The organism is Metasolibacillus sp. FSL H7-0170 (assembly GCF_038593115.1).
GTDB classification, from domain to species: Bacteria; Bacillota; Bacilli; order Bacillales_A; family Planococcaceae; genus Metasolibacillus; species Metasolibacillus fluoroglycofenilyticus.
This window is the reverse complement of the sequence record NZ_CP151964.1, coordinates 1,537,983-1,563,599: the sequence shown is the minus strand read 5'-3', so window position 1 is coordinate 1,563,599 and position 25,617 is coordinate 1,537,983. Positions and strand designations below refer to the sequence as shown.

The window sequence follows — 25,617 nt, the reverse complement described above, 5'->3', positions numbered from 1 at the left end:
ACATGGAGCAGCGTAAGCAATTACGAAGCTATATTCAACGTGCAAAAAGAAGTTTACGACTAGAAAAAAGCATACCGCTTGCGCAATATGGCTTGTTTTTTGCATTGCTTGCGAGCGCTTCAATCATGATTATTTCAAGATTGTTCGTCTGGCCGTATTATCGCCAAACAGCTTTTTTAGCGTTTGTTGCCTGTTTTATTGTAACGCTTATCATCATTTGGTGGAAGCGGGTACGTGAACAGGAGGCTTTGTTTAAGCTAGATAGTTATTTTGCTCATAATGAACTTGTGACGTCGCTATCTTTTAAAAATGACCAGGAGCCGCTTGTGCAATCATTGCTGCAAAAGGCGATACGCAATATGGAGCAAGCATTTGCGGCATTTAAGCAACGCGAAAAGCAATTGTTTCGCCCGAAAGCGCTAATTGGCGTTATCGTTACTGTTTGTTTACTGGCTGTGATGTATATGTTCCCTGCCAAGTCACAAATGGAAGCGATTGAAGTGGAAAAAGAGCAAGCAGTAATAGAGGATATTAAAAAAGAAGTTGCGCAGTTGGAAAAAAAAGCAGAGTCAAAAGAAGTAAAAGAGCAATTGAAGGAATTGCAAAATAAATTGAAAGAAGCGACGACGGCGGAGGAAGCTTTGCATGAGATGGTGAAAAAGCAAAAAGAGCTGGCGCTAAAGGAGCAGCAACTAAAGGATAAGCAGACAGCTGCACAAAATGCTGGCGATGCAAGCGATGGCTTAACCGCTCAAGAGGTAGAACAGTTGAAGGAGCTGGCACAAACACAACAGCAATTGACGAAAAACGCCAACGCTACACAGGCTGCGATGGGGAATCTAGGAAAACCTTTAAGTAAATCGCTACAAAATGCAATTGCAGCAGCAAATAATTCCAATGCGAATGCTGCAAATCAAAACAACCAACAAGGTCAGGCTGGTCAACAAGGTCAAGCGGGACAGCCAGGGCAACAAGGCCAATCTGGTCAGCAGGGGCAGTCAGGTCAACAAGGACAGGGTCAGGGACAAGGACAGGGTCAAGGACAAGGACAGGGTCAGGGACAAGGTCAAGGACAAGGACAGGGACAAGGTCAAGGACAAGGACAGGGACAAGGTCAAGGACAGGGTCAAGGCCAAGGCTCTGGTGCAGGAACGGGTCAAGGAAGCCGAGATTTATTAACAATCCCTAATCGAATAGGGGGACAAGGCGAGACAACTGTTGATGGTGGTGCATTAGGTCAAGGTTCGCATGTTTCAGAGCAAGAGGCAGATGGTCCTGTTGTGAAAGGAACGGTTCGCCCATATGAAGAGGTGATTGGCACGTATAAAGATAGCTATTTAGAAAGCTCAGAGCGTTTGCAATTACCAAAAGATTTACAGTCAGTTGTACAATCCTATTTTACGTCAATCGAGTCGCGCTAGGAGGAATTTTCATGGCATTTTCAGAACAGCAGTACACGGAAATGAGTAAAAAATTACAGCAAGTAAAGGAAGAAATTCATCGCTTTATTGTCGGTCAGGAGGAAGCGATTGACTATACATTATATGCAGTGCTAGCAGATGGTCATGCATTGCTAGAAGGTTTGCCAGGCTTAGGGAAAACGATGTTAATCCGCACAATTTCAGAGGTTCTAGATTTGTCATTTTCACGTATTCAGTTTACGCCAGATTTAATGCCCGCAGACATTACAGGAACGAGCATGATTGAACGAACGCCAGATGGCAAACAGCAATTTATTTTTCAGCCAGGTCCTATTTTTAGTCAAATGGTGTTAGCAGATGAAATTAACCGTGCAACACCGAAAACGCAAAGTGCCTTGCTGGAGGCGATGGGTGAAAAAACGGTAACGATTTTAGGAGATACGAAAAAGATGGCTAAGCCGTTTTTCGTTTTGGCTACCCAAAACCCGATTGAAATGGAAGGGACATATCCACTGCCAGAGGCACAAATGGACCGTTTCCTCTGTAAAATACTCGTACCCTATCCATCGAAGCAAGAGTTAATGGAAATTATGAAACGCACAACTGGCGCTGCAGAAATTAGTTTACGAAAAATAATGGATGCACAGCAGCTTGTTGAGGCACAGCATATGGTCAAGGAAGTATTGGTAGCTGAGGAGATGCTAGAGTATGCAACAGAGCTTATTGTGGCGACGCATCCAGAAGGTGAATTTGCCCTTGAGGAAGTAAAGCAATATGCGTTGTATGGCAGCGGTCCTCGTGGATTGCAAAGTTTAATTAAGCTCGCCAAGGCACGAGCGTTAATGAATGGTCGTTTTCATGTGTCAGTAGCGGATATTAAGATGGTTGCGAAGCCTGTATTGCGTCATCGTATGCTGTTGAATTATGAAGGGGAGGCTTCTGGTAAGACAGCAGACGATATTATCGACATTATTTTAGAAAAAGTGCAGCAAGGTGTTAGCAAGTGAGCAATAAATATGTCTTACCGGAAGATTGGCTCGTAAAAATCGGCCGCTTCCAAGTAGCAACGGCCTCCAAATTACGTGGGCAGCATAAAGGTTCGCACCGTTCGCAACGCTTCGGGGCATCGCTCGACTTTTCAGATTTTCGTGAATATCACTTAGGAGACGATGTTAGGCAGGTAGATTGGAATGTTTTCGCAAGAACTGAAAAGTATTTTATTAAACGCTTTTTAGATGAACAAGAAATGCGTGTTCATATTTTACTAGATACGACAAAATCGATGGGGGCAGAGACGAAATGGCTTTTTGCAAGGCAAATAGCCACATCGCTAGGTTTAATGGTGCTTGGACGTGATGATCGACTCTCCTTTTCTTATTTACAGGAAGAGCTAGTCCCACCGTTTCGTCGTAAAGGAGCCACATATAGACGCGCCTTTCTACAAATCGTTTCTGCAATTGAGCAGGCAAATTATAGCGAGCGCTTTGCACAGGGTGCTTTAAGAGCATTGTCGAAAGATAGTACCATATTATTTATTATTACAGATGGCCTAGAGCCTATTGAAGAATGGGAGCAGTTATTGAAACGGCTGCCACGCTTTGCTGGAGATGTACGCATCATCCAAATTGTTACAGAGGAAGAGCTAGCCCCACATTATGCAGGCGATGTTCGACTTTTAGATAGCGAAACAGGAAATGATGTTAATGTAACGATGTCGAGAAAGGTATTAGACACATATTCAGAAAGACGCTTATTACATGAGCAACAATTTGATGCAATTTGCCATCGCTTCGGTGTTCGCAAATTGCAATTAAAGGTGGAGGATGGCTTACAGCACGCCATATTCCATCAATTATTGAAAGCACATTGGATTAGGTGAGGTGAGCCGTATGGGCTTTAGTCAAATTATTTATAGCTGGACGGCCATCTTTCCGGTTATTGTCCTACTGTATTATTTCTTCCGTAAAAAATATACCGATCAGCCTGTATCCTCGACTCTTTTTTGGTCAGAAATTATGCAGGAGACGCGTGTATCACCCTATTTAAAGCACTTACAAAAAAATGCTTTGCTCTATTTACAATTGCTCGCATTACTACTACTGATGCTTGCTTTGATGAACCCATTTATTACGAAATCGAAAATTGCTGGGGCACAAGTAGTGTTTATCGTTGATACGTCAGCGACAATGCTTGCGGGGAAAGAGCAAGCAACATTCGAGCAACATAAAAAGGAGATGCTAGCGTTAGTTCATGAATTAAACGGTAGACCTGTGACTCTTATTACAACAGGGCATGCTCCAACAGCTGTATTACAGCAGGAAACGAATACCAATGCGGTTGAGCAGGCAATTCAAGCATTACAAGTCACATATGAAACAGCTCAAATGCACAAATCACTTGATGTGGCGCAAGCCTTTATTGGAGATGTGCCGACATCGGTTTATATTTTTACGGATGCGCTTGATAAAATGCAGCTACCAATTGAAAAAGATACAGTGCAGTGGATTGTGAAAGGGGCAGCCAAAGATTTAAAAAATATTGCCATTACACGTTTTGCTGCGACGACAGACGGACAACATGCAATGGCACTTGTGCAGCTTCGCAATGATACGAAAGAACAGCAACAGGCAGTATTAACATTGTATGATGCGGATAATAAAGAGCTTGTTCGTGAGGAAATTGCTTTACCGCCGAAGGAAGTCATTGCAAAAACCTTTAAAAACTTAGCGGTGACAAGTACGATGACAGCTAAAATTGCTGTGCAAGATGATTATGTAGTTGATAATACGCAAACAGCATTATTGCAAACAGCAAGCGCGGCGCTAATAGTTGATCAAAACTTGCATCAGCTTATTCAAAAAGGATTTCAGGCAATACAGCCAAATGTCAAAATGGCTCCAGCTTTGCAACTTGCTGACAATAAAGATGCAATTATCGTAACGAATCAAACATCCCTCCTAGGGCAAACAAAAAAACCTATCGTTTTGTTTGGTAGGGACGACACAGAAAAATTTGAAGCAGCAGGGAATGTAAAGACAACGAATGATGCACTATTTGCCTTTAGCGACTTAAAAGATGTCTATGTAAGCGCATTGTATGAGGGCTTTGAGAGCTATAAAACGATTGCTTCCGTTGGGGAGAAGCCATTTATTCAACTTTCCTCTGAGGGAGATATTATTGTTTTAGCGGATATTGAAGATACGGATTGGCCATTGCATCCATCCTTTCCACTCTTTTTATGGAGTGTGGAGCAGCAGCTAGTCGAATCCTCTAGCTCACTCGGTATTTTTGCACCGAATGAGGAACGAGTAGTGGCATTAGCACAGGGAGATTGGTCTGTCTATTCACAGGAAGATGAATTCTTATCAACTGTTACCAATGGTATTTTAACAGCCCCAATGAAGCCGGGAGCCTATATCGCGCGTTCAGCTGATGAGGCGAAACGCTTCATCGTGCAATTGCAGGCACAGGAGCGCATCATCGAAGAAGGGACAAGCTATACAATTGGCGCGTTACCAGATAATGGTGGAGAGGAAATGTCGAAATCATCCATTGTGCCATGGATTATCGTGCTTGCTTTACTATTGTTAATTGTGGAATGGGAGGTGCAACGACGTCGTGGATTTACGAATTGATATACCGCTTGCATTGTTATTATTACTTCCACTATTAATTTATTTTATTTGGACATATTGGCGAGAGCGAGAGCGTCTGAAAAAAAGCCATATTGTTGTGTTAGGGATTCGAATTGTAGCAGCAAGCTGTCTTGTTTTTGCACTTGCAAGTCCCTATATTTTATTACCGATTAAAGAGCAGCAAATCATTTTTTTAGTTGATCGTTCAGCCTCAATGAATACAACAGAGCAGGAGCTTACTGATTTTATTGTGGAAAGCTTAAAGGAGAAAAAAAATGACCAAGCAGTAGGTATTTATTCTTTTGCTTCAAATATGCAAACGGAAGCGATGTTAGCGGCTGATTTAAAGGAAGTACCAAAGTTTACGGCACTAAAAAATAATGGTGAAACGAATATTGAGCAAAGCTTGCAAATTGCTACAGGAATTGTTGATCCGCAAAAGGCAACGCGCTTTGTCCTCTTAACAGATGGGAATGAAACGAAGGGGGATGTGTTAGAATTTGCGAGCAAGCTCAAAGGTTCTACAATGAGCGTAGATGTCGTGCCATTTCAGCAAAAAGTGACTAATGACGTATCATTGAAAAGCTTTGTGACACCGCAAATTGCATATGCTGGCGAACAACAGCAACTCGTAACAGAAATTTACGCAACCGAAGCTGGGCAAGGAGAGCTTTTATTATACGAAAATGACCAGCTTATTCACCGAGAAGCAGTTGAATTGACAGAGGGCTCCAATGTTTTTACTTATAAGCATAGTATGAAATCAGAAGGTCTTGTAAAATATGAGGCTGTTGTACAAGTTGGAGAAGATGCGATTTATGAAAATAATAAGCTGACAAGTATAACGATGGTACAAAGTGAGCCGCGCCTGTTAATTGTTAATGGCTATGACACGGCATCGCCAATAGCTGCTGCATTAGGCCAGCATGCTATTAACTACGATGTGGTCGCAGCTACCAGCTTACCAAACGACCTTTCAAGCTATTTGCAATATAATGCCATTATTTTTGATAATGTATCAGGGCATTTAGTCGGAGAAGCAAAAATGCTCGTTATTGAGCAGGCTGTGAAAAACTTCGGTGTAGGCTTTGCGATGATTGGTGGAGAAAATAGCTTTGGCTTAGGGGGCTATTTTAAAACACCAATTGAAGCATTATTACCTGTTGAAATGGAGATAAAGGGCAAGGAGCAGCTCCCTTCATTAGGTCTTGTTATTGTGCTTGACCGTTCTGGGAGCATGTACGGCAATAAGCTAGAGCTTGCTAAGGAAGCGGCAGCACGTTCTGTAGAATTGCTACGTGAGGAGGATACACTAGGCTTTATCGCCTTTGATGACCGTCCGTGGGAAATTATCGAAACAGGTCCGTTAGGTAGCAAGGAGGATGCTGTCGATACGATATTATCGGTGACACCGGGTGGTGGTACAGAAATTTATAGCTCATTATCGCTAGCCTATGAAAATTTAGCTGATTTACAATTACAGCGCAAACATATTATTTTATTAACAGATGGTCAATCCCAGTCTGGTAATTATGAGGAGCTAATTGAAGAAGGCAAAAATAATAACATTACGCTATCAACCGTAGCGATTGGTAGTGACGCAGATGGTGCGTTATTACAACAGCTAAGTGAAATGGGAAGTGGGCGCTTTTATGATGTAATTGATGAGCAAATGATTCCTTCGATTTTATCGCGCGAAACAGCGATGATTTCACGCACTTATATTGAGGATAATCCATTTTATCCTACGATTTATAATGCGCCAGGCTGGAATGCGTTGTTCGCGCAAGGTGTACCGGAGATGAATGCCTATATCGGAACGACAGCAAAGCAAGGAGCGATTGTAGTGGCAGAAAGCGCAAAGGAAGATCCTGTGCTTGCGCAATGGCAATATGGCTTAGGGAAAACTTTTGCCTTTACGTCTGATTCAACGGGAAAATGGACAGGCGACTTTGCGAGATGGCAGGATTGGGGAATGTTTTGGCAAACGATGCTATCACAAATGCTCCCAAGCTATAATGATATCGCCTACGATGTACGTTTAGAGGCAGACGGTACCTTTATGATTACAGACCCGACAAATGAGGCCGCTTTTTTAGATATTGTTGCTGTCAATGAAGCAGGAGAAGAGCTGGAAACACAACTTGAGATGATTTCCGCATCCCAAGTAAGGGCGACGGTGGAGGCAGAGCAAGGGCTTATTTTCTTCCGCATTGCTGATGAGGAGCAGGCCATTTACCAGGCTGGTTTAACTGTTCCATACAGTGCAGAGTACGAGTTAAGGCCTGTCAATGACAGGTTAGTGGAAGAATTGACGGAGCGAACAGGCGGTGCTATTTTGAAGGAGCCAGCCGAAATTTTCCGCGACTTCACAACGAAGGGCGCGGAGCGTCAAAATATTGCTACATGGCTATTATTAGCAGGTATGCTATTATTCTTTATTGATATTACACTACGTCGTTTTGGCTGGGTTTTTTTCGTTAAGCCGAGAAAGGACGCAACGATTGTAGAGCAAAAGCCTGTACAGGCAGAGGATACAAATGTTGCCCAGCTTTTAAAAGGAATGAAGAAAAGGTAAGGAGGGCGTCCAACAAGCCGTGCTGTTGCCGGCTTTTGGACGCTTTTATGTGGCGTTTTGATCAAATGAAAATAGAGGGAGTTTTCTTTGAAAACAATAGAAACATTGGTTTCAAAGGTATCTCTTAAGGAAAAGCAACGAAAATCTTTTGTGGTAAATACTACGAGAGGACAATAAAAGAAACAACTATTTAGCTAAAGCAACTGACTTTTAAAATATTACTTTAGCCCTTGCTTGCTGCCAATTGTTGCATCACTTCCCGCTGCTGTTGCGCTTCTTTTTTAGCCACAAGAAATTGTTCAACAAGCGCAATATTTGCTTCCATTTTTTGCACTTGTCCTGTTGATATAATGCTATTGCTTTTATAGGTGTTCAGTTGCTGCTCTAAATTGCCTTTAGCTGCAGTAAGTGACTGCAGCATGCTGTTTTGCATTTTTGTTTGTAAAAAGCTTTCTGCTGTCACACCGTTTTGATTATGCGTGTCAAGAAATGGATGAATGCCCTCCGGTATTTGTGTGCCAGATAAAAGTCCTTTTCCGAGCGCCACAGAGCCAGCATAAGAGAACATGTTGAACATCGATTCAGATTGCGTTTTCTGCTGCTTTTTATCGCGTGCATTAAACACATCTAATAAAGAGTCATAAAAATCTTTGCCGTCTTCATTAATAAAGCGAGAATCTTTCGTTGTTGACCATTGACTGGCTAATAGTTGTGCATTTGTAATAGGATTTGTCATTAGCATCCCTCCTACTATTGCTATCGGTATTAATTTTCATTATTGAAATAGCCAGCTCCAAATGATGGCGATTCCTCTCCCAGCAAAATAGAATGCGAGAATAGCACCGATAATAATAAATAAACAGCTAAATAGCACGCCATACATAAGCCTTTTTGGAGAAGGAATTTTGCGATTTCCCCATTCCTTTGGGTTGTCACTTGCTACAGTATGAACCTTCCCGCAATTTGGGCATGCCTCTATAAATAAACGATTTTCAATTGTTTTCCCATTGATACGTGCAACTTGAACAGACAAATTAGCTGTGGCAAAGTCGATTGTAAATGATTCTCCACATTGCTCACATTGTTGTATCACTTTTTTCGCTTCCAATAATAGTCATCCTTTAAGTTATAGTTAGGGGCTTTTAATGCGCTGCTAAAACCGAACAACGGATTTTTTTAGGCTATAAATAACGATTCGCTCATAAGGTATGGAAAATCGCTCAGAAAGCCCCGAAATTCGCTCATAATATACTTGAATTCGCTCATAAATCTTAGTTTATTCACTTGGCTGCATTAAATGTGGGGCTTTGCGTGTTGTCCACATAAAGGCTAGCAGCAAGCAAGCGAGTAAAATTAATGTTCCGAACATATAAGGTGCATCCATATTCCAATCAAATAAAGTACCAGCAAGGGCAGGTCCTACCATATTACCTAAGCTCATATAAGCATTATTCATACCTGCAGCATAGCCTTGCCCTTCACCCGCTAGCTTTGATACGAGCGTATTGACTGCCGGGCGAATAAATGTTGTGGCAATTGAGAACAGTGTAGCGACAGTTAAAATAATAAAGAAACCACTAATATAAATCATTAAAAGCATTGTAATGGCTGCAACGAATAAATTGATAAGAATGACTTTCATTTCACCGAAGCGTTTAAACAATCGGTCGATGACAAACATTTGCAAAACCACTCCTGCAAAGCCACCAACAGTTAATACGATGGCAATATCTGTAGGCGTATAGTGGAATTTATAGCCTAAATAAATGGCCATTGTCGCTTGGAAATTAGCGATGCCGAAGCTAAAAGTAAAAATAACGATTAGCACAACGAAGTAAGGCATTTTTACGGAATTCGCTAATTGTTTAAATAGGTTTTCCTTTTTCATCTGCTGTCTTAATTGCACGGCTACATTTGGTAAAACAAAATAGGAAATAAGTGCAGTTGCTAACGCAAAGCCACCTGCGATGTAAAACGGAAAATGTAAGTTAACCTTTGCTAAAAACCCACCAATTCCAGGTCCAATTGTGAAGCCTAATGACATGGCAGCGCCTAGCATCCCCATGCCTTTTCCTCGCTCCTCCACTGTTGTAATATCAGCAACATAAGCCATTGTCGGTGCCATGATTAGTGCTGCACCAAGTCCAGCTAAAAAGCGTGCGACAAAAAGCATCCAAACCTGTGTAGCAAGCCCGAAGAAAATTTGCGCACAGCCATAAATAACAAGACCTATAATAATAAATATTTTTCGGCCATGACGATCCGATAACTCGCCTGCAATAGGAGAAAATAAAAATTGAGCGAGAGCAAAACCAGCAATAAGGAAGCCTAGTACTTGTCCGCCAACCCCAAAAAGCAATAAATAATCAGGCATTACAGGAATGATAATCCCAATGCCTCCCATTGTAATAAATAAGCTAAACATTAATATGTATAATGCGGATTTATTCGTTTGTTGTGTCATATTGAGTCCATCCTTTCAGTTCAATTTAGTCTACCATAAGGGACGATGAACAGCTATTAATTAAGATTGTAGCAGTGTCATCAATTAGTTCATTTTCGGCATAAAAAATTATGAATATGAGAAAGTATTTTTGATTTTTTAACCTAATTTTAACCTTGTGTCTATATAGTCTATTTATGAGAAAACAAATGAAGGAGGATAGTAATATGCAACAAAAAAACAAGCAAACATTAGCACTTATCGCCATTATAGTATTGCTAGTACAAACTGTATTTAGTAGTTTATCAGTTATGGCGGTAAGTACCACCTCTACACTACAGGTTACGATGACCACAGATGGCAAGTCGTATGTAGAAGGCGATATAGCGACAGGCCCTGTAGCCATTCAAGTGACCTCAACTTCTGCGGACAGTGCCACGGTAGAATTTTCACAAGACGGGCAAGCATGGCAGCCTTTTGATGTAACAAAACAATTTATTGTAGAAGATATTGGTGAGCATTTTCTATGGTTTCGTCTAACGAAATCAAGCGAGATACAAAAATACACAATTCGCATCGCACAGCCAATGCTTCAAACAATGGCTAATGGGGGAAGTGTAGTGACGCATTATCCACAAGCGGATGTCATGTCAATGGAAGGAAGTGTCGGTTATGATGGCGTGTACGACAATGATTTTTCCCAAAGACTATATGTCGGTATGAGTCATGAAGCTCCTGATTTTCTGAATACAAGAAATAAAAGTGCCTTCCGTTTCAAGCTAGATGCGGAGAAGAAGGCTGTAGCTGCAACTTTGGATTTATATGTTGAGTTTGTAGATGGCGTGAATCCGGGGTATCCGTTATTTATAGATGTTTACGGTTCCCCGAACAATAATCTTACTAATGCTGATGGACCATTAAGTACATTCCCTACGGTCGAAGCAGGAGCTGCTTCGGTACGTTATACCGCTCCGACAGATGGCAGTGGCAGGCCGGTAACACCGCCGGGAGGTAGGATCACACTAGATGTAACTGATATGGTTACGGCATATACAGACTATACAGACCGGGATATTACGCTTGTTGCAGTAGGCAATGAGTTGAGTCCGCTTAATGGACGGTTCTTTATTTATTCGGCTGAATATCCGACCGTATCGGTACGACCACAGTTAACGGTTACTTATGCAGACAACCAGCCACCAATCGGAACTTTGTCTGTTCAACAAGGAACGCATACGAATAATTCTACTGTTACGCTTGATATTGCCGCATCCGATGTCGATGCGGGAGATACTGTGACGGCTATGAGATTTACGGAAGATTTGGGAAATTGGCCATCTGTATGGGAAAACTTCACTGATTCAAAGTCGTTCCAGCTATCGCCGGGGGATGGTAACAAGACTATTTATATGCAGTTGAAGGACAGTCGGGATGGAATTTCGGCTACTTACAGTGCATCAGTTTATTTGGATACGTCTGCGCCAACTGGAACAGTGCAGATTAATGATGGCGCCATTTTTACTAATTCGACAGCCGTTAACCTAAGTTTGACCTATGCGGATGGTGCAGCAACCGGATCGAAAGAAATGCGGTTCTCGAATAATTCCCTTGATCCCCTTTCGTGGGGAGCATGGCAACCATTTAATCCGTCGGCCTCGTGGAATATTGTCAATCAAGAGGGAGAGAACACTGTTTACGTCCAATTTAGAGATGCTGCGGGCAATATTAGTTCGAGCATAATCAGTGATACGATTATTCTCGATATAACGGGACCTTCCGGAACAATCATGATTGAGGAAGGTACTTTGAAGACAGCAAATAACAATGTTAACCTTACAATCAATTATAGCGACAATTTTTCTGCCGTGCATATGCGATTGCGCAATGAGAACCAGCCTGCGGGTTCTGGTGTATGGGAATACGCTTCGGCATCCAAAATCTGGACGCTTTCTGGCGGGCAAGGAACTAAAACCGTATATGTAGAATTTCGTGATATGGCAGGCAATGTCAGCACAGCAGTAAGTGCAAGCATTGAATTGGATACAACGCCTCCTCAAGTAGTTGGGGTAGTAAATGGGGGACTTTATAACAGCGCCGTAACATTGAGCTTCAATGAAGGAGTAGCAACACTGAACGGCACCTCTGTAACCTCTCCTTATATGGTCACAGATGAAGGTGATTATACGCTCATTGTTACAGACGATGTCGGTAATACTACGACTGTTTCATTTAAGATTGATCGGACACCACCAGATGGGGAGGTTACGATAAATAACGGTATTCAGTGGACGAACAACGTCAATGTCACATTGAGGCTATCGGGCTTAAGTTCGGATACTCATCAATTGCAAATAACGAATAATCCAGCGGACTTCAATGATTATGGTGGTTGGTTGCCTATAGCGGCAACGATAAGTTGGACCTTAACGCCGGGGGATGGCGAGAAAACGGTATATGTCCGCTTTAAGGACAGGGCAGGCAATATTAGCGGTATTGTAAGGGATTCGATAACACTTCTAACCGCAGCGCCAACTGGAACGGTAACAATTGATAATGGAGCTACATGGGCAAACACAACAGCAGTAGAGCTTGCTTTTGATAACCTTAGCGACCATATTGCAGAATTCCAAGTATCGAATTTGAACGGAGATTGGAGCACAGCGGTTTGGATGCCGATTGTGCCAGTATATAATTGGAATCTTGCAACAGGAGACGGCGATAAAACAATTTATGTCCGTTTTCGTGATAGGGTGGGGAATATCGGAAACGCAGTTAGTGCTACAATCAAGCTAGATATGGAAGCACCGACAGGGACCGTTGTAATTAATGGTGGAAACGAGTGGACAATAGATACAGATGTAACATTATCGTTTGCGGGAATCAGTCCAGATGCGGAAGCAATGCAAATATCGAATGATGCTGATACGTGGCCAGTTACATGGGAAAATATCACATCAACATACAATTGGAGTCTGTCAACAGGTGATGGTGTAAAGACAGTTTATGTCCGCTTCCGTGATGGAGCGGGTAATATCGGAAACGCAGTTAGTGCTACAATCAAGCTAGATATGGAAGCACCGACTGGAACCGTTATAATTAATGGTGGCAACGAGTGGACGATGGATACAGATGTAACATTATCGTTTACAGGAGTTAGCCTTGATGCGAAAACAATGCAAGTATCGAATAATGCTAGCACATGGCCGTCTACATGGGAAAGTATCACATCAACGTACAACTGGAATCTTGAAGCGGGAGATGGTGTAAAGACAGTTTATGTCCGCTTTAAAGATGAAGTAGGAAATATAAGTAATGCCATAAGTCAGACAATTAAATTGGATACGGAAGCACCGACCGGAGCCTTTGTAATTAATGCTGGGAGAGAGTGGACGATGGATACGGATGTAACTTTATCGTTCACGGGAATCAGCCCAGATGCGGAAGGAATGCAAATATCGAATGATGCTGGTACATGGCCAGCTACATGGGAAAATATCACACCAACGTACGATTGGAGTCTGCCAACAGGTGATGGTGCAAAGACAGTTTATGTCCGTTTTCGTGATGGAGCGGGGAATATTGGAAACGTAGTTAGTGCTACAATCAAGCTAGATACGGTAGCGCCAACGGGAAGCTTTATAATAAATAGCGGAGACGAGTCGACGAAGGATAAAAATGTAACACTATCGTTTGTTGAAGTCAGTGCGGATGCAGAAGCAATGCAAGTATCAAATGAAGCTAATACATGGTCGTCTGCATGGGAAAATATTGCATTATCGTACAATTGGAATTTGACAGCAGGGAACGGTATGAAGACGGTCTATGTCCGCTTTCGAGATAAGGCGGGGAATATCAGCCCCCCAATTAGTGCTACAATCAAGTTTGCTGTGCCACCAACAGGAGGCAATACAACGCCACCCTCAATATCAAATGGCAATGATGATTCGGCATCAGCACCTATTCAAATTACATTGCGTACAAATGGTGGTACAGCACTAACACCAATTGAACTTGCTTATAATACAAAAATAAATGACTTGCCTATCCCAACAAGAGAAGGTTACCGTTTTGACGGTTGGTATAAAGATGAGGCACTGACAAAGCCTTGGGAGGAAGATACGCTCGTCAAAGAGAGCATAACACTTTATGCAAAATGGACAGCATTGTCATTGGAAGAACAAGAAGTACCGCAAGAGCCACAGCGACCTGAGCCAGTCGTGATATTGAGTGATATAGCACAACATTGGGCGAAAGAGATGATTGAAGAACTAGTGGCACAAGGTATTATTCAAGGCTATGAAGACGGCACTTTCCGCCCGAATGAACCAATCAGTCGCATGCATGTGGCAGCCTTACTAACAAGAGCATTTCCTTTTGAACAAGTAAAGGAAGCAAGCCAATTTTCAGATGTGGCGACAACGCACACATATTATGAGGCGGTACGTACATTACAGCAAGCAGGAATCATTGATGGCACAAATGGGGCTTTCCTACCAACAGAAAATATGACACGTGCACAATTAGCAAAAGTGTTGGTTGGTGTACTTGGATTGACACCAGAGGGCACAAGCTCGTTCCTTGATGTGGATAGCAAGCATTGGAGTGCGGAATATATTGCAACATTAGAGCGTGAAGGAATCGCACTTGGGGATAATGGCAATTTCCGCCCAAATGAACCTGTGACAAGAGTGCAATTTGTAGCGTTTTTATATCGTATTATGCAAAGAGAGTAATATTAAAAGGAAGCTTGTTTGGAATTTTCCCCAAACAAGCTTCTTTTTAATTCATATTCATCTTAAACTCTAAAAACAATTCATTATATTTGCCTAGCCATTCAAGACCAAGGTTTTCGTATACTTCAAGATGCTCGCGTGTTTCCTCATCGGGATAATAACGTTCATCTTCTACGACTTCGGGGTCCAGTAGCTCCATGGCTGCTGCGTTTGGTGTAGAGTAGCCGACATAGTCTGTATTTTGGGCGTTAACTTCTGCGTCTAGCATAAAGTTAATGAAGGCATGTGCCCCCTCAATATTTCTTGCTGTTTTTGGAATAACAAAGTTGTCGAACCATAAATTTGAACCTTCCTCTGGTACAGCGTAGGTTAAATCCTCATTTTCATACATCATGTCTGCGGCTTGCCCTGACCAAGTTAAAGCAACAGCTGCTTCATTATTAATCATTAAAGGGGTAATTTCGTCACCGATAATCGCTTTTACATTTGGTGCAAGAGAAATTAACTTATCTGTTGCAGCCCGAAGGATTTTATCATCCTTTGTGTTTAAAGATTCCCCAATTGAATTTAAGCCCATACCTATTACTTCACGTGCCCCATCAACGAGAAAGACTTTATTTTTTAATGAAGGGTGCCATAAATCTTCCCAAGATTCAAAGGATAATTCATCTCCAATTATAGTAGGGTTATAAACAATACCGACTGTTCCCCAAAAATACGGTAGCGAATATTCATTGCCCGGATCGAATGGTAAATTTAAAAAATATGGGTCAATATTTTGCAAGTTCGGTATTTTTGAGTGATCTAAAGGAATGAGTAAACCCTTTTCTTTCATCATTTCAATTGTATACTCAGAAGGGGTTGCTATGTCATAAGCTGAACCTCCTTGTTGAATTTTCGTTAACATTGCCTCATTTGAATCGAATGTCTCATAAATTACATGGATACCTGTCTCTTGTTCAAATTGTTTAATTAAGTCTGGGTCGATATATTCTCCCCAGTTGAAAACAGTTAGTGTATCCTTGCCCCCTTTGCCACCAGTGACTTGCAATTGATTGACAGCTAAAAATAGTAGAGCACAAGTAATAATAATCGCAATTGTAGCTTGAAGTAACTGTTTCATTCGTTAGCGTCCCACCTTTGCTTGTTTTGAGCGACTATTAACAAAATAGTAGCCGATGACAACAAGTACTGTAATGACGAAAATTAAACCAGAAATCGCGTTAATTGTTAAAGTAATCCCAGTGCGTGCCATAGAATAAATTTCTACAGACAATGTGCTAAAGCCATTTCCTGTCACGAAAAATGTAACGGCGAAATCATCTAATGAATAAGTCAAGGCCATGAAAAATCCAGCGAAAATACCCGGAGAAATATAAGGTAAAATAACGCGCATTAAAACATCGCGCTTTGTTGCACCTAAATCACGCGCCGCATCAATTAAAGATGTATTCATTTCGAGTAGCTTTGGCAACACCATGAGCACAACAATCGGCACGCTGAAGGCGATATGTGAGATTAGCACAGATGTAAAGCCTAATTTTATCCCAATAAAGGTAAATAAAATTAAGAAGCTAGCACCAATAATAACGTCTGGGCTTACAATTAAGACGTTATTGAAAGAAAGCAGTACACTGCGCATTTTAGCATTTTTAACAGACACGATGCCAATAGCGCCAAATGTGCCAATGACCGTTGCAAGCAAGCCTGAAAGTAGCGCAACTAAAATCGTATTAATTAAAATGATAATTAGGCGTGAATCACCGAAGACTGCGGCATAATGCTCTAGTGTAAAGGATTCAAATTCATTCATATTACCTGCGCTATTGAACGAATAAAAAATAAGGTAAAGGATTGGTGCATATAAAATGGCGAAAACAAGAACTAAATAAATTTTAGAAGCGGGCGATAGCTTTTCCATCATACGCGACCTCCCTTCGATTTTTTTCCTGTGAATAACATAATTAAAACCATAATAAAGATTAAGAATACGGCAATCGTTGAACCCATTCCCCAGTTTTGTGACACAAGGAATTGCTGCTCAATTGCTGTCCCGAGCGTAATAACACGGTTTCCCGCAATCAGTCGTGTAATCATAAATAGTGACAGCGCTGGAATGAATGTCACTTGAATACCTGATTTCACGCCATCGATTGTTAATGGGAAAATCACGCGACGGAAAGTTGTAAAACTTGATGCACCAAGGTCACGTGCCGCATAAACAAGTGTTGGGTTTAATTTATCAAGCGAGTTGAAAATGGGAATAATCATAAACGGTATGAAAATATAAACTGATACGAACACAAAGCTAAAATCAGTAAATAAAATCTGCTGCGGATCAAAGCCAAATACTTCAATCATTGCGTTCACAGGCCCGTATAAACCAAAAATACCGATAAAGGCATAAGTTTTTAATAATAAATTAATCCAAGAAGGAATAATGATGAGCATAAGCCATAGATGCTTATGCTTCGTTTTCGTCAATAAATAGGCAACAGGATATGATACGAGCAATGTGAAAAATGTAATTAAGAAGGCGTACCAAAAGCTAGATAGCGTCATTTTCAAATAAACAGTTGAGAAAAACGCAGCATAGTTGCCTAATGTAAAATTGCCTTCTAAGTCTTGTAAAGAATAATAAATAATTAAGGCAATGGGTGCAATAACAAATAGTGCAATCCAAATAACATAAGGAAATAATGCACTTTTTGAATTTTTAGTTTGCATCATCATCATCTCCATATGATTCAAGTCGCTTGTCGAAATCTTCCTCTGTTTCGTTTAAGCGCATAACATGAATAGCTTCTGGATCAAAATCTAAGCCGATTTTTTGTCCCACCTCAGCTTTTTTCAATGAGTGGACAAGCCATTCATTCCCATCTTGGTCGTATGTTGAAATTTCATAGTGAACACCACGGAATAATTGTGTATCAACTGTTACAACTAATTTCCCTTTTTCAACAGCCGTAATTTCCAAATCTTCTGGGCGGATGACAACATCAATTTTTTCATTTTTTTGCATGCCTTGGTCTACACATTCAAATTCTTTACCTGCAAAGCTAACACGAAAATCTTCAAGCATGATGCCATCCACGATATTGGATTCTCCAATAAAATCAGCTACGAAGCGGTTGATTGGCTCATCATAAATATCAACAGGTGTCCCAGATTGCTGAATTTCTCCGTTTGATAAAACGAAAATCTCATCGCTCATTGCTAGTGCTTCCTCTTGGTCATGCGTGACGAAAACAAAAGTTTTACCTAGGCGCTGCTGCAATTCGCGCAGCTCGTACTGCATTTCTGTACGTAGCTTTAAGTCAAGCGCTGATAAAGGCTCATCTAATAAAATAATTTCTGGGTCATTGACAATAGCGCGTGCGATGGCTACACGCTGACGCTGACCACCAGACATTTCAGAAATTTCACGGCTATTATAGCCAGCTAAGTTCACAAATTTTAGTGCCTCTTGTACGCGCTCCTTGATTTCAGCTTCCTTCACTTTTTTAATGCGCAAACCAAACGCGACATTTTCAAAAACATTTAAGTGTGGGAACAGCGCGTAATCCTGAAACACAGTATTTACTTGACGTTCATTAGCAGGCACACTATTAATTTTTTTGTCATGGAAGAAAACAGAACCCCCTGTTGGCTCAGTAAAGCCTGCAATAATTCGTAGAATCGTTGTTTTCCCACAGCCTGACGGACCAAGCAATGTGTAAAACTTTCCTTTTTCTAGCTCAAAATTAATATTTTTTAATACGACTGTCCCATCATCATAGGATTTCGTCACATTTTCAAAGCGAATAATTGTATTGTTGTCCATAACAAGCCTCCTAAACTATAAATAAGATTCAGTTGCAACGAGCAACAATTCTGTTGTCCCGTCATGCACATTAAAAATTTGGTGGTTTGACACAGCATCGTAGTATACAGAATGTCCTTCTGTTGCGATATAAGCCTCTTCACCAATGACAACACGAATGCGACCCTTTAATACGTAAATAAAAGTTTCTGCAAGAGATGGCTCAAAAGCTTTAAAAGCTCCACCTTTATGGATTTTTAAGAAAACAGGCTCCATTTCTTTATCATTCGATGTAGGAATTAGCCATTCGATTTCATATTGTTTTTCACTATCTGTAAAGCTAGTACGGTCTTCCTGTGTAAAAACAATATGCTTGTTTTGCCACTTCTCGTCATCGAAAAATTGCTTCGGCGTTGTCCCCAGCACTTCCAAAATGGAAAATAGTGTTTCAATGGAAGGGGAGTTTAAATCACGTTCGAGCTGGGAAATATAGCCCTTTGTTAAATCTGTTCGTTCACCGAGCTCTTCCTGAGTGAGCCCTTTTTTTAAGCGAAGTTCTTTTATTTTCATACCGATTTGCATTTCTTTGCCTCCTTATAAGTTTAGTAATTTTAAACTATTAGTTATGAAAGTTTACTTTTACAAAACTTTAAGTTTACAAAAACAAAGATAATTATACAGCTTTCCTTCTAAATTACAAGTCATTTCAGAAGTTTTTATCACGATTCAGCAGAAAACTCCCACCTCCACAGGTGTCAAGATGAATGCTTATCTTGCTTTTTATTTAGTGGGTGTTCAAACACCCGCTGAATCATGATAAAGCCACTGGTGGATGTCACAGATTTTGAGCAAGCTCGAAAAATCTGGACGCAATTACGCCGAGGCGTAATTGATAAAGAATTTAAGGTAAATTTTTAGGGTATTTACATATTGTAAAGTAGGAGGAGATAATAATGAAATTGAAAGATGCACTACCAGAATTTCACGGAGCAACAGGATGGCTAAATCGTAAAATAAGAAAAAGTGATTTGAAAAATATTACAATCGTTCATTTTTGGTCAGTTAGCTGTGCTTTGTGCAAGGAACTCTTACCAAAGCTTTATGCAGTAGCAAAAAATTATGAGGTTGATTTAGTAGCGGTTCATATGCCGAGACAACCAGAAGATGAAGAACTTGCAATAGTAAGGGAAGCCGTGCGTCAATATGAGATGAAGGAAGCTATTTTTTTAGACCATAACAAGCATTTGGCAGATATTTATAATCCTCGTTTCATACCGACATACTATGTATTTGACGAGCAGCAACAATTACGCCATATTCAAACGGCAGGCAGCATGCGCTTAATCGAAAATAAAATACAGCATTTGGTGCGCATGAAAAGGCAGTAAACACTAGAAAAAATAAAGCAATATACGTTACACTGGTGACAGCAGAGTGGAGGAGACAATGATGAAAAAAGAATTTGTTGTAATTGGACTAGGGCGCTTTGGCGGAAGTATTGTAAGGGAATTAGTTTCGCTCGGCGCAAATGTTATGGCGATTGATTCGACGAGTGAGCGTGTTGATGAGTATGCTCAAATTGCTACACAGGCAGTTGTTGCTAATACAACCGATGAATCTGTTATTAAATCGCTCGGTTTATGGAATTTTGAGCATGTTATTGTGGCAATCGGTGAGGACATCCAAGCGAGTATTTTAACGACACTAATTTTAAAGGAGCATGGCGTTCCACAAATTACCGTAAAAGCCCAAAATGATTATCATGAAAAAGTATTAAGAAAAATTGGCGCAGACTTTGTCGTACATCCAGAGCGAGATATGGGAATACGTATCGCCAATAATATGATGTCAACGAGCGTGCTTGACTATTTAGAGCTATCAGATGAATACTCTATTATGGAAATTAAAGCAAGTGACAAAATTGCAGGTCACAGCTTGATTGATTTGGATATTCGTGCACAGTACGGCATTAACATTGTGGGTATTAAAAGGGATGAAACGATTATTGTTTCACCTATGCCACAGGACCCCATTTTATTAGGGGATATTTTATTAATAATTGGGGCAGATGTCGACATTAACCGCTTTGTAAAGAAAGCACTGTAAAGGGAATTTGCGGGTGTAGAATAAAAAAACAATGTCAGTGATGCATCCCAAATACCAGCTAATTGCCAGTATTTGGGACGCCCATATTGCCTTTATTCATAGCGTTTTTCACTGGACGAAGTGTGCTTTGTATTGTGCTTATGTCTTTCATCCTTTACTTGCTCATTTAACTCTTCGACAGGTATAGCATCCACCGTCTTCATATCCTCATGCATATCAAAAATACTTTCTTTCTCAGTATCCAACACATCCGGATTGTGCAAATGTCTTGTTTTAAATTGTTTATTATTTTTCACGCTACTATCACCTCATTCATATTTTTCACCGAAATAAGAAATATTAAACATAAACAAGAGGAGGGCGTTTAAAATGCTGTGCAGTTGATGGCATTTTGGACGCTAGTGATAGTGTTTTGACGCCCGTTAAAATGCTTTTTTGAAAACGAGAGAAATACTGATTTTAAAGGTGTTTTTTCTAAGTAAAAGGGAGTCCCCATAGCCATCAAGTTAAGAAGATAGGTTTATAAATTTGCAAAAAGCGCCCAGCATGCCGGCAATTGCACGGCATGTTGGGCGCCTCTCTTACACTTCCATAATAATCGGTAAAATCATTGGACGACGCTTTGTTTTTTCATATAAATATGGACCTAAAGCATCAGTTATTTCATTTTTGAGCTCAGCCCATTGGATTGATTTTTCTTGAATCACTTTTGTTAAATGCTGATTTAGCATTTTTTGTGCTTCATTAATCATTAAGCCCGATTCACGCATATAGACGAAGCCGCGTGAAATAATATCAGGACCAGAAACCATTTTATGCTTTTCCATATCGACGCTTACGACAACAATAACAAGACCTTCCTCAGATAAAATGCGACGGTCACGTAAAACGATATTGCCAATATCACCAATGCCGTTGCCATCGATATAAACATCACCTGAAGGAATTCGGCCTGCGACATGTGCCTCATTTGCACTTAATGCTAAAACATCCCCATTTTCCATCACGAATGAGTTTTCGATTGGTACATCGCAATCCTCAGCAAGCTGTGTATGCATTTTCAGCATGCGATATTCACCGTGGATTGGCATAAAGAATTTTGGTTTCATTAAACGAAGCATCAGCTTTTGTTCTTCCTGCGAGCCATGTCCTGAAGTGTGAATATTATTAAGCGAGCCATGAATTACCTCCGCGCCTGCGCGGTAGAGCAAGTTAATAATTTTATTAACACTAATTTGATTTCCTGGAATTGGTGATGAAGAGAACACCACTGTATCACCAGGTTGGATTTGAATTTGACGGTGTGTACCATTAGCAATTCGTGATAAAGCAGCCATAGGTTCACCTTGTGAGCCAGTACATAAAATCAACACTTCATTGGCTGGTAGGCGATTAATACTTCCGGCATCGACAAATGTTTCCTTTGGCGCTGAAATATAGCCTAGGTCTCGACCGATTGAAATTGCATTATCCATCGAGCGTCCAAATACAGCGATTTTGCGACCATGTGCTACTGCTGCATCTGTAACTTGTTGTAGACGATGGATGTTTGATGCGAATGTTGCAAAAATAACACGGCCTTCAACTTTGCGGAATACATCATCAATGCTCTCACCAACTTTACGTTCAGACATCGTAAAGTTCGGTACTTCAGCATTTGTACTATCTGATAATAAGCAAAGTACTCCGTCACGCCCAATTTCAGCCATTTTTGTTAAGTTTGCTGGCTCACCAACAGGTGTAAAGTCAAATTTGAAATCTCCTGTATGGACGATGTTGCCAGGTGGTGTTTTTACAACGATTCCGTATGCATCTGGAATACTATGTGTTGTACGGAAAAAGCTAACCGATGTTTTTCGGAATTTGATAATATCTTCTTCCTTAATTTCAATCATCTTTGTTGTGCGCAATAAACCATGCTCTTCTAATTTATTTCGCAATAAACCTAGCGCTAATTTACCGCCATAAACCGGGACATTTAATTGACGCAGTAAGTATGGAATACCGCCAATGTGGTCTTCATGTCCATGTGTAATAAATAGTCCCTTAATTTTGTCTACATTCCGCACTAAATATGTGTAGTCTGGAATAACGTAATCAATTCCTAATAAATCATCTTCAGGAAATTTAATGCCTGCATCGATTAAAATAATTTCGTCTTGGAATTGAACGCCATATGTGTTTTTGCCGATTTCGCCCAGTCCGCCGAGCGCGAAAACAGCCGCTTGATCATTTTTAACAAATTTCATAAAGCTTATGCGTTCTCCAGACGGTAGTTTGGACTTGCTTGCTCATACTCTAAGTAATTGCCTTCTAAAAGCTGAACAAGTTCAATATTGTAGTTTCGTTCTTTTAAGTAGGCGCGTACTTCACGCTCTGAAGAAGCTTCTACATAAAGTGTTTTAGTGTTTTCGCGAACTGGAGTTTCGTGCTTGTTTTCTTGATAATAAACTTTGTAAATCATATTGACTCTCCTTTGAATTACGTACATTATTGTTGCATTTTTATATTCACCATTTACCTCTTACTATGCATTATTGAATGTCTGAAAAAATTGCATCGTAGGAATAAATGAATGTGAAATCACTTATCGCTTAGGTCAGCTCAAGTACAAAATCAATTACGCCTCGGCTAACTTTAGACCAGATTTTCAAGCTTGCTTATGGAAATGAATCTAAAACCATCACGACACGTCCCGATGGTTAATTGACCGCCTCTCCTTCAAAAATCTATGACATCCGCTAGAGGCTTCATCTTAATTCAACATGTGTTAGCTCATCTTAATAGAGGCAACATCATACAATTGTGGAATGAAGATAAATACATTTCCTTTATATTATCATGCGTTTCCTTTAAAATAAAGAAAAGCCCTTCAAAAGAAGGGCTTAAGCAATTGATTTTTTTCCGAGGACGCCATTTAACCGTTTCAATAATTTCTTTTTGAGCCGTTTTAGCATGGCACATCACTCCTTGTGATGATTATACAGAATTTTCAGGTATTTGTAAAGGAGAATGAATAGATAATGAAGAAGATTTTATTTTTTGATGTGGATGGAACACTTTATAATAGTGAGAAAAATTTACCCAGCTCAGCAAAGGAAGCTTTGTTGCAGGCACGTGCGAATGGCTATGAATTAGCAATTGCAACAGGGCGCGCACCTTTTATGATTGAGGAGCTGCTTGAAGAGCTTGCCATTGATACATACGTCACATTAAATGGGCAATATGTTGTTCATAAAGGAGAAGTTATTTTCTCAGACGGTCTTAGCAATGAGCTTTTGGAGAAAATCATTCAATTTAGCTCAGTACAAGGGCATCCTGTTGTTTTCATTGATGATAAGCAAATGGTTGCTTCAATGCCAGGGCATGAAGGTGTTCGAGGAAGCTTGGCAACATTGCACTGCCCTTATCCGCAAGTGGAGCCTGATTTTTATAAAAATAATCCAGTTTATCAAACATTACTTTTTATGGAGGAGCATGAAGAAGCGGCGTATGCTAAGGCGTTTCCTAATGTGCAATTTGTACGCTGGCATTCAGAAGTATGTGATATTTTACCACAGGGAGGCTCAAAAGCTCGAGGAATTCAAAAATTAGTTGAAAAAATAGGCTATACAATGGAAAATACAATCGCATTTGGCGATGGATTAAATGATATAGAAATGCTACAGGCTGCGGGAATTGGTGTTGCAATGGGCAACAGTCACCCAGAGGTAAAAAAAGTAGCGGATGTGCAAGCGCCGCACGTGGATGAGGATGGCTTATACAAAGCAATGAAGGAATTAGGGGTTATATAAAGCGGATTGCGAATAGAAAAGCACAAGCATTTATCTCGCATTAACGGGCAGTAAGACGCCCACTACAAGACTTAAGTAAAAGTCGGCTTAAGGATAAGTGGGAGATCAACTGCCCGTAAAAGCCCGATTGATTCAACTAACAATCAGTGGGGATGAGGAGAACCTCCACTGATTGAAGTTTCACTTTATAGGGGAGAAGAATTGATGATGAGGGGGAGTGAAGACATAAGTGGCAGGTGAAAAAATATTAATAGTTGAAGATGATGAAGATATTATGGAAGTATTAGCTTTATCTATGAAAAGTGCTAATTACATAGTATTGCAGGCAATGACGTTTCAAGAAGCTTGGGACATTGCTGCACAACATCGACCAGATTTAATATTACTAGATATAAATTTACCCGACGGTAATGGCTTTCAATTAGCTGAAAAAATTCGAGAACTATCAGATGCTGTTATTATTTTTGTTACTGTGAATCATTTAATTGAGGAAAAACTGCTAGGCTTTGAGGTTGGGGCAGATGACTATGTAACAAAGCCTTTTATTCCAAAGGAGCTGGTAGCACGTGTGCAAGCGCATTTAAAAAGAAGAGGTGCTACAGCTAGTCAGCAAATTATGAGGTTTGGTCAGTTGGAGGCTCATATAGATGACAAGATGGTGTATAAGGCGGGGCAATTAGTCAATTTATTTACGAAGGAGAGACAACTGCTATTTTATTTAATAAAAAATGCAAATAAAGTACTGAGCGCAGAGCAATTAATTGATTACGCTTGGGGATTTGACGGTACAGCAGATGCAAAAACCTTATCTGTCCATATGAGTACATTACGCCGAAAAATTGAAGAAAATCCTTCACAGCCGAAATATATCCAAACAGTGCGAGGCTTTGGTTATATTTTTAGCAATAAAGATGAAAAACAATGAGAAAAAGTCATTGCACACTAAAAAATAGTGTACAATGACTTTTGTATTTTTGCAGTAATGCTGAAAAATGAAATACACCGATAAGTATGAAGAAAACTCCCTAATACATCTGATAAAAAGCAAATAAAGCATGAAAATCGCAATTATATCAATAAATCTCGTAAATAAAATCAAAAATCC

21 protein-coding genes are annotated in these 25,617 nt (G+C 40.3%); 10 read left to right on the top strand and 11 right to left on the bottom strand.

The annotated features are described in order from the left end of the window. The first annotated feature begins 2 nt into the window (after positions 1 to 2). Genes MHH70_RS07435 through MHH70_RS07415 form a run of 5 tightly spaced genes read left to right on the top strand, consistent with a single transcriptional unit; the run spans position 3 to position 7,634 of the window. Positions 3 to 1,421 (top strand): hypothetical protein, encoded by a 1,419-nt coding sequence (locus tag MHH70_RS07435; RefSeq protein WP_342472942.1) that lies wholly within the window; start codon positions 3 to 5, stop codon positions 1,419 to 1,421. An 11-nt stretch (positions 1,422 to 1,432) separates the two neighbouring features. Further along, positions 1,433 to 2,428: a MoxR family ATPase gene (locus MHH70_RS07430; RefSeq protein WP_107942195.1), complete on the top strand. Its 996-nt coding sequence runs from the start codon at positions 1,433 to 1,435 to the stop codon at positions 2,426 to 2,428. After that, on the top strand, positions 2,425 to 3,300 hold the full coding sequence (locus tag MHH70_RS07425) for a DUF58 domain-containing protein (protein WP_342472941.1): 876 nt from the start codon (positions 2,425 to 2,427) through the stop codon (positions 3,298 to 3,300). Before MHH70_RS07430 ends, MHH70_RS07425 begins: the two co-directional genes overlap by 4 nt. Before the next feature lie 10 nt (positions 3,301 to 3,310). Next, positions 3,311 to 5,056 (top strand): VWA domain-containing protein, encoded by a 1,746-nt coding sequence (locus MHH70_RS07420; RefSeq protein ID WP_342472939.1) that lies wholly within the window; start codon positions 3,311 to 3,313, stop codon positions 5,054 to 5,056. After that, entirely contained in the window at positions 5,040 to 7,634 is a 2,595-nt protein-coding gene (locus MHH70_RS07415) for a VWA domain-containing protein (protein WP_342472938.1), read from the top strand. Before MHH70_RS07420 ends, MHH70_RS07415 begins: the two co-directional genes overlap by 17 nt. Before the next feature lie 223 nt (positions 7,635 to 7,857). Here MHH70_RS07415 and MHH70_RS07410 read toward each other — a convergent pair whose 3' ends face one another. From MHH70_RS07410 to MHH70_RS07400, 3 genes are all read right to left on the bottom strand, one after another. After that, positions 7,858 to 8,370, bottom strand: coding sequence for a hypothetical protein (locus tag MHH70_RS07410; RefSeq protein WP_342472937.1), 513 nt, complete (start codon positions 8,368 to 8,370; stop codon positions 7,858 to 7,860). A 39-nt stretch (positions 8,371 to 8,409) separates the two neighbouring features. Next, positions 8,410 to 8,742: a redox protein gene (locus MHH70_RS07405; protein WP_342472936.1), complete on the bottom strand. Its 333-nt coding sequence runs from the start codon at positions 8,740 to 8,742 to the stop codon at positions 8,410 to 8,412. 168 nt (positions 8,743 to 8,910) lie between these two features. Continuing rightward, complete coding sequence (locus MHH70_RS07400) at positions 8,911 to 10,098, bottom strand: MFS transporter (protein WP_066169556.1); 1,188 nt, start codon at positions 10,096 to 10,098, stop codon at positions 8,911 to 8,913. Between the two features lie 206 nt (positions 10,099 to 10,304). On the opposite strand from MHH70_RS07400, the gene MHH70_RS07395 reads away from it, so the two are divergent. Further along, positions 10,305 to 14,810: an S-layer homology domain-containing protein gene (locus MHH70_RS07395; protein ID WP_342472934.1), complete on the top strand. Its 4,506-nt coding sequence runs from the start codon at positions 10,305 to 10,307 to the stop codon at positions 14,808 to 14,810. 46 nt (positions 14,811 to 14,856) lie between these two features. On the opposite strand, the gene MHH70_RS07390 is transcribed toward MHH70_RS07395, so the two are convergent. Genes MHH70_RS07390 through MHH70_RS07370 form a run of 5 tightly spaced genes read right to left on the bottom strand, consistent with a single transcriptional unit; the run spans position 14,857 to position 19,194 of the window. After that, positions 14,857 to 15,933: an ABC transporter substrate-binding protein gene (locus tag MHH70_RS07390; RefSeq protein WP_342472932.1), complete on the bottom strand. Its 1,077-nt coding sequence runs from the start codon at positions 15,931 to 15,933 to the stop codon at positions 14,857 to 14,859. A gap of 3 nt (positions 15,934 to 15,936) precedes the next feature. Next, positions 15,937 to 16,731 (bottom strand): ABC transporter permease, encoded by a 795-nt coding sequence (locus MHH70_RS07385; protein ID WP_066170293.1) that lies wholly within the window; start codon positions 16,729 to 16,731, stop codon positions 15,937 to 15,939. After that, positions 16,731 to 17,537 (bottom strand): ABC transporter permease, encoded by an 807-nt coding sequence (locus MHH70_RS07380; RefSeq protein WP_066169564.1) that lies wholly within the window; start codon positions 17,535 to 17,537, stop codon positions 16,731 to 16,733. Before MHH70_RS07380 ends, MHH70_RS07385 begins: the two co-directional genes overlap by 1 nt. After that, positions 17,527 to 18,633, bottom strand: a complete 1,107-nt coding sequence (locus MHH70_RS07375; RefSeq protein WP_066169566.1) for an ABC transporter ATP-binding protein — start codon at positions 18,631 to 18,633, stop codon at positions 17,527 to 17,529. The genes MHH70_RS07380 and MHH70_RS07375 overlap by 11 nt, the downstream gene beginning before the upstream one ends. A gap of 15 nt (positions 18,634 to 18,648) precedes the next feature. Next, positions 18,649 to 19,194, bottom strand: a complete 546-nt coding sequence (locus MHH70_RS07370) for an XRE family transcriptional regulator (RefSeq protein WP_066169569.1) — start codon at positions 19,192 to 19,194, stop codon at positions 18,649 to 18,651. 371 nt (positions 19,195 to 19,565) lie between these two features. Between MHH70_RS07370 and MHH70_RS07365 the strand changes: the two genes are divergently transcribed. Together MHH70_RS07365 and MHH70_RS07360 are read left to right on the top strand one after the other, a co-directional pair. Then, positions 19,566 to 20,000 (top strand): redoxin domain-containing protein, encoded by a 435-nt coding sequence (locus MHH70_RS07365; protein WP_066169572.1) that lies wholly within the window; start codon positions 19,566 to 19,568, stop codon positions 19,998 to 20,000. A 61-nt stretch (positions 20,001 to 20,061) separates the two neighbouring features. After that, the gene (locus MHH70_RS07360) at positions 20,062 to 20,718 is read left to right on the top strand and encodes a TrkA family potassium uptake protein (protein WP_066169575.1); all 657 of its coding nucleotides are present in this window, start codon (positions 20,062 to 20,064) and stop codon (positions 20,716 to 20,718) included. Positions 20,719 to 20,810: 92 nt separating this feature from the next. On the opposite strand, the gene MHH70_RS07355 is transcribed toward MHH70_RS07360, so the two are convergent. The 3 genes from MHH70_RS07355 to MHH70_RS07345 all read right to left on the bottom strand — a co-directional run bounded on the left by MHH70_RS07355 (position 20,811) and on the right by MHH70_RS07345 (position 23,182). Next, positions 20,811 to 21,014 carry a hypothetical protein gene (locus MHH70_RS07355; RefSeq protein ID WP_066169576.1) on the bottom strand — a complete coding sequence of 68 codons (204 nt, stop codon included), beginning with the start codon at positions 21,012 to 21,014 and terminating at the stop codon, positions 20,811 to 20,813. A gap of 285 nt (positions 21,015 to 21,299) precedes the next feature. Further along, positions 21,300 to 22,967 carry a ribonuclease J1 gene (gene rnjA, locus MHH70_RS07350; RefSeq protein ID WP_066169578.1) on the bottom strand — a complete coding sequence of 556 codons (1,668 nt, stop codon included), beginning with the start codon at positions 22,965 to 22,967 and terminating at the stop codon, positions 21,300 to 21,302. A gap of 5 nt (positions 22,968 to 22,972) precedes the next feature. Then, entirely contained in the window at positions 22,973 to 23,182 is a 210-nt protein-coding gene (locus MHH70_RS07345) for a DNA-directed RNA polymerase subunit epsilon (RefSeq protein WP_066169580.1), read from the bottom strand. A 559-nt stretch (positions 23,183 to 23,741) separates the two neighbouring features. Here MHH70_RS07345 and MHH70_RS07340 point away from each other — a divergent pair. Both MHH70_RS07340 and MHH70_RS07335 read left to right on the top strand, forming a co-directional pair. After that, complete coding sequence (locus MHH70_RS07340; protein WP_066169581.1) at positions 23,742 to 24,512, top strand: Cof-type HAD-IIB family hydrolase; 771 nt, start codon at positions 23,742 to 23,744, stop codon at positions 24,510 to 24,512. A 229-nt stretch (positions 24,513 to 24,741) separates the two neighbouring features. Next, entirely contained in the window at positions 24,742 to 25,437 is a 696-nt protein-coding gene (locus tag MHH70_RS07335; protein ID WP_066169583.1) for a response regulator transcription factor, read from the top strand. Positions 25,438 to 25,617 lie beyond the last annotated feature (180 nt).

Excerpts from the sequence above, each read along its gene's own strand:
- MHH70_RS07435 (WP_342472942.1), top strand. The coding sequence starts at position 3 with ATGGAGCAGCGTAAGCAATTACGAAGCTATATTCAACGTGCAAAAAGA.
- MHH70_RS07430 (WP_107942195.1), top strand. The coding sequence starts at position 1,433 with ATGGCATTTTCAGAACAGCAGTACACGGAAATGAGTAAAAAATTACAG.
- MHH70_RS07420 (WP_342472939.1), top strand. The coding sequence starts at position 3,311 with ATGGGCTTTAGTCAAATTATTTATAGCTGGACGGCCATCTTTCCGGTT.
- MHH70_RS07410 (WP_342472937.1), bottom strand. The coding sequence starts at position 8,370 with ATGACAAATCCTATTACAAATGCACAACTATTAGCCAGTCAATGGTCA.
- MHH70_RS07400 (WP_066169556.1), bottom strand. The coding sequence starts at position 10,098 with ATGACACAACAAACGAATAAATCCGCATTATACATATTAATGTTTAGC.
- MHH70_RS07395 (WP_342472934.1), top strand. The coding sequence starts at position 10,305 with ATGCAACAAAAAAACAAGCAAACATTAGCACTTATCGCCATTATAGTA.
- MHH70_RS07390 (WP_342472932.1), bottom strand. The coding sequence starts at position 15,933 with ATGAAACAGTTACTTCAAGCTACAATTGCGATTATTATTACTTGTGCT.
- MHH70_RS07385 (WP_066170293.1), bottom strand. The coding sequence starts at position 16,731 with ATGGAAAAGCTATCGCCCGCTTCTAAAATTTATTTAGTTCTTGTTTTC.
- MHH70_RS07380 (WP_066169564.1), bottom strand. The coding sequence starts at position 17,537 with ATGCAAACTAAAAATTCAAAAAGTGCATTATTTCCTTATGTTATTTGG.
- MHH70_RS07375 (WP_066169566.1), bottom strand. The coding sequence starts at position 18,633 with ATGGACAACAATACAATTATTCGCTTTGAAAATGTGACGAAATCCTAT.
- MHH70_RS07370 (WP_066169569.1), bottom strand. The coding sequence starts at position 19,194 with ATGCAAATCGGTATGAAAATAAAAGAACTTCGCTTAAAAAAAGGGCTC.
- MHH70_RS07365 (WP_066169572.1), top strand. The coding sequence starts at position 19,566 with ATGAAATTGAAAGATGCACTACCAGAATTTCACGGAGCAACAGGATGG.
- MHH70_RS07360 (WP_066169575.1), top strand. The coding sequence starts at position 20,062 with ATGAAAAAAGAATTTGTTGTAATTGGACTAGGGCGCTTTGGCGGAAGT.
- rnjA (WP_066169578.1), bottom strand. The coding sequence starts at position 22,967 with ATGAAATTTGTTAAAAATGATCAAGCGGCTGTTTTCGCGCTCGGCGGA.
- MHH70_RS07345 (WP_066169580.1), bottom strand. The coding sequence starts at position 23,182 with ATGATTTACAAAGTTTATTATCAAGAAAACAAGCACGAAACTCCAGTT.
- MHH70_RS07340 (WP_066169581.1), top strand. The coding sequence starts at position 23,742 with ATGAAGAAGATTTTATTTTTTGATGTGGATGGAACACTTTATAATAGT.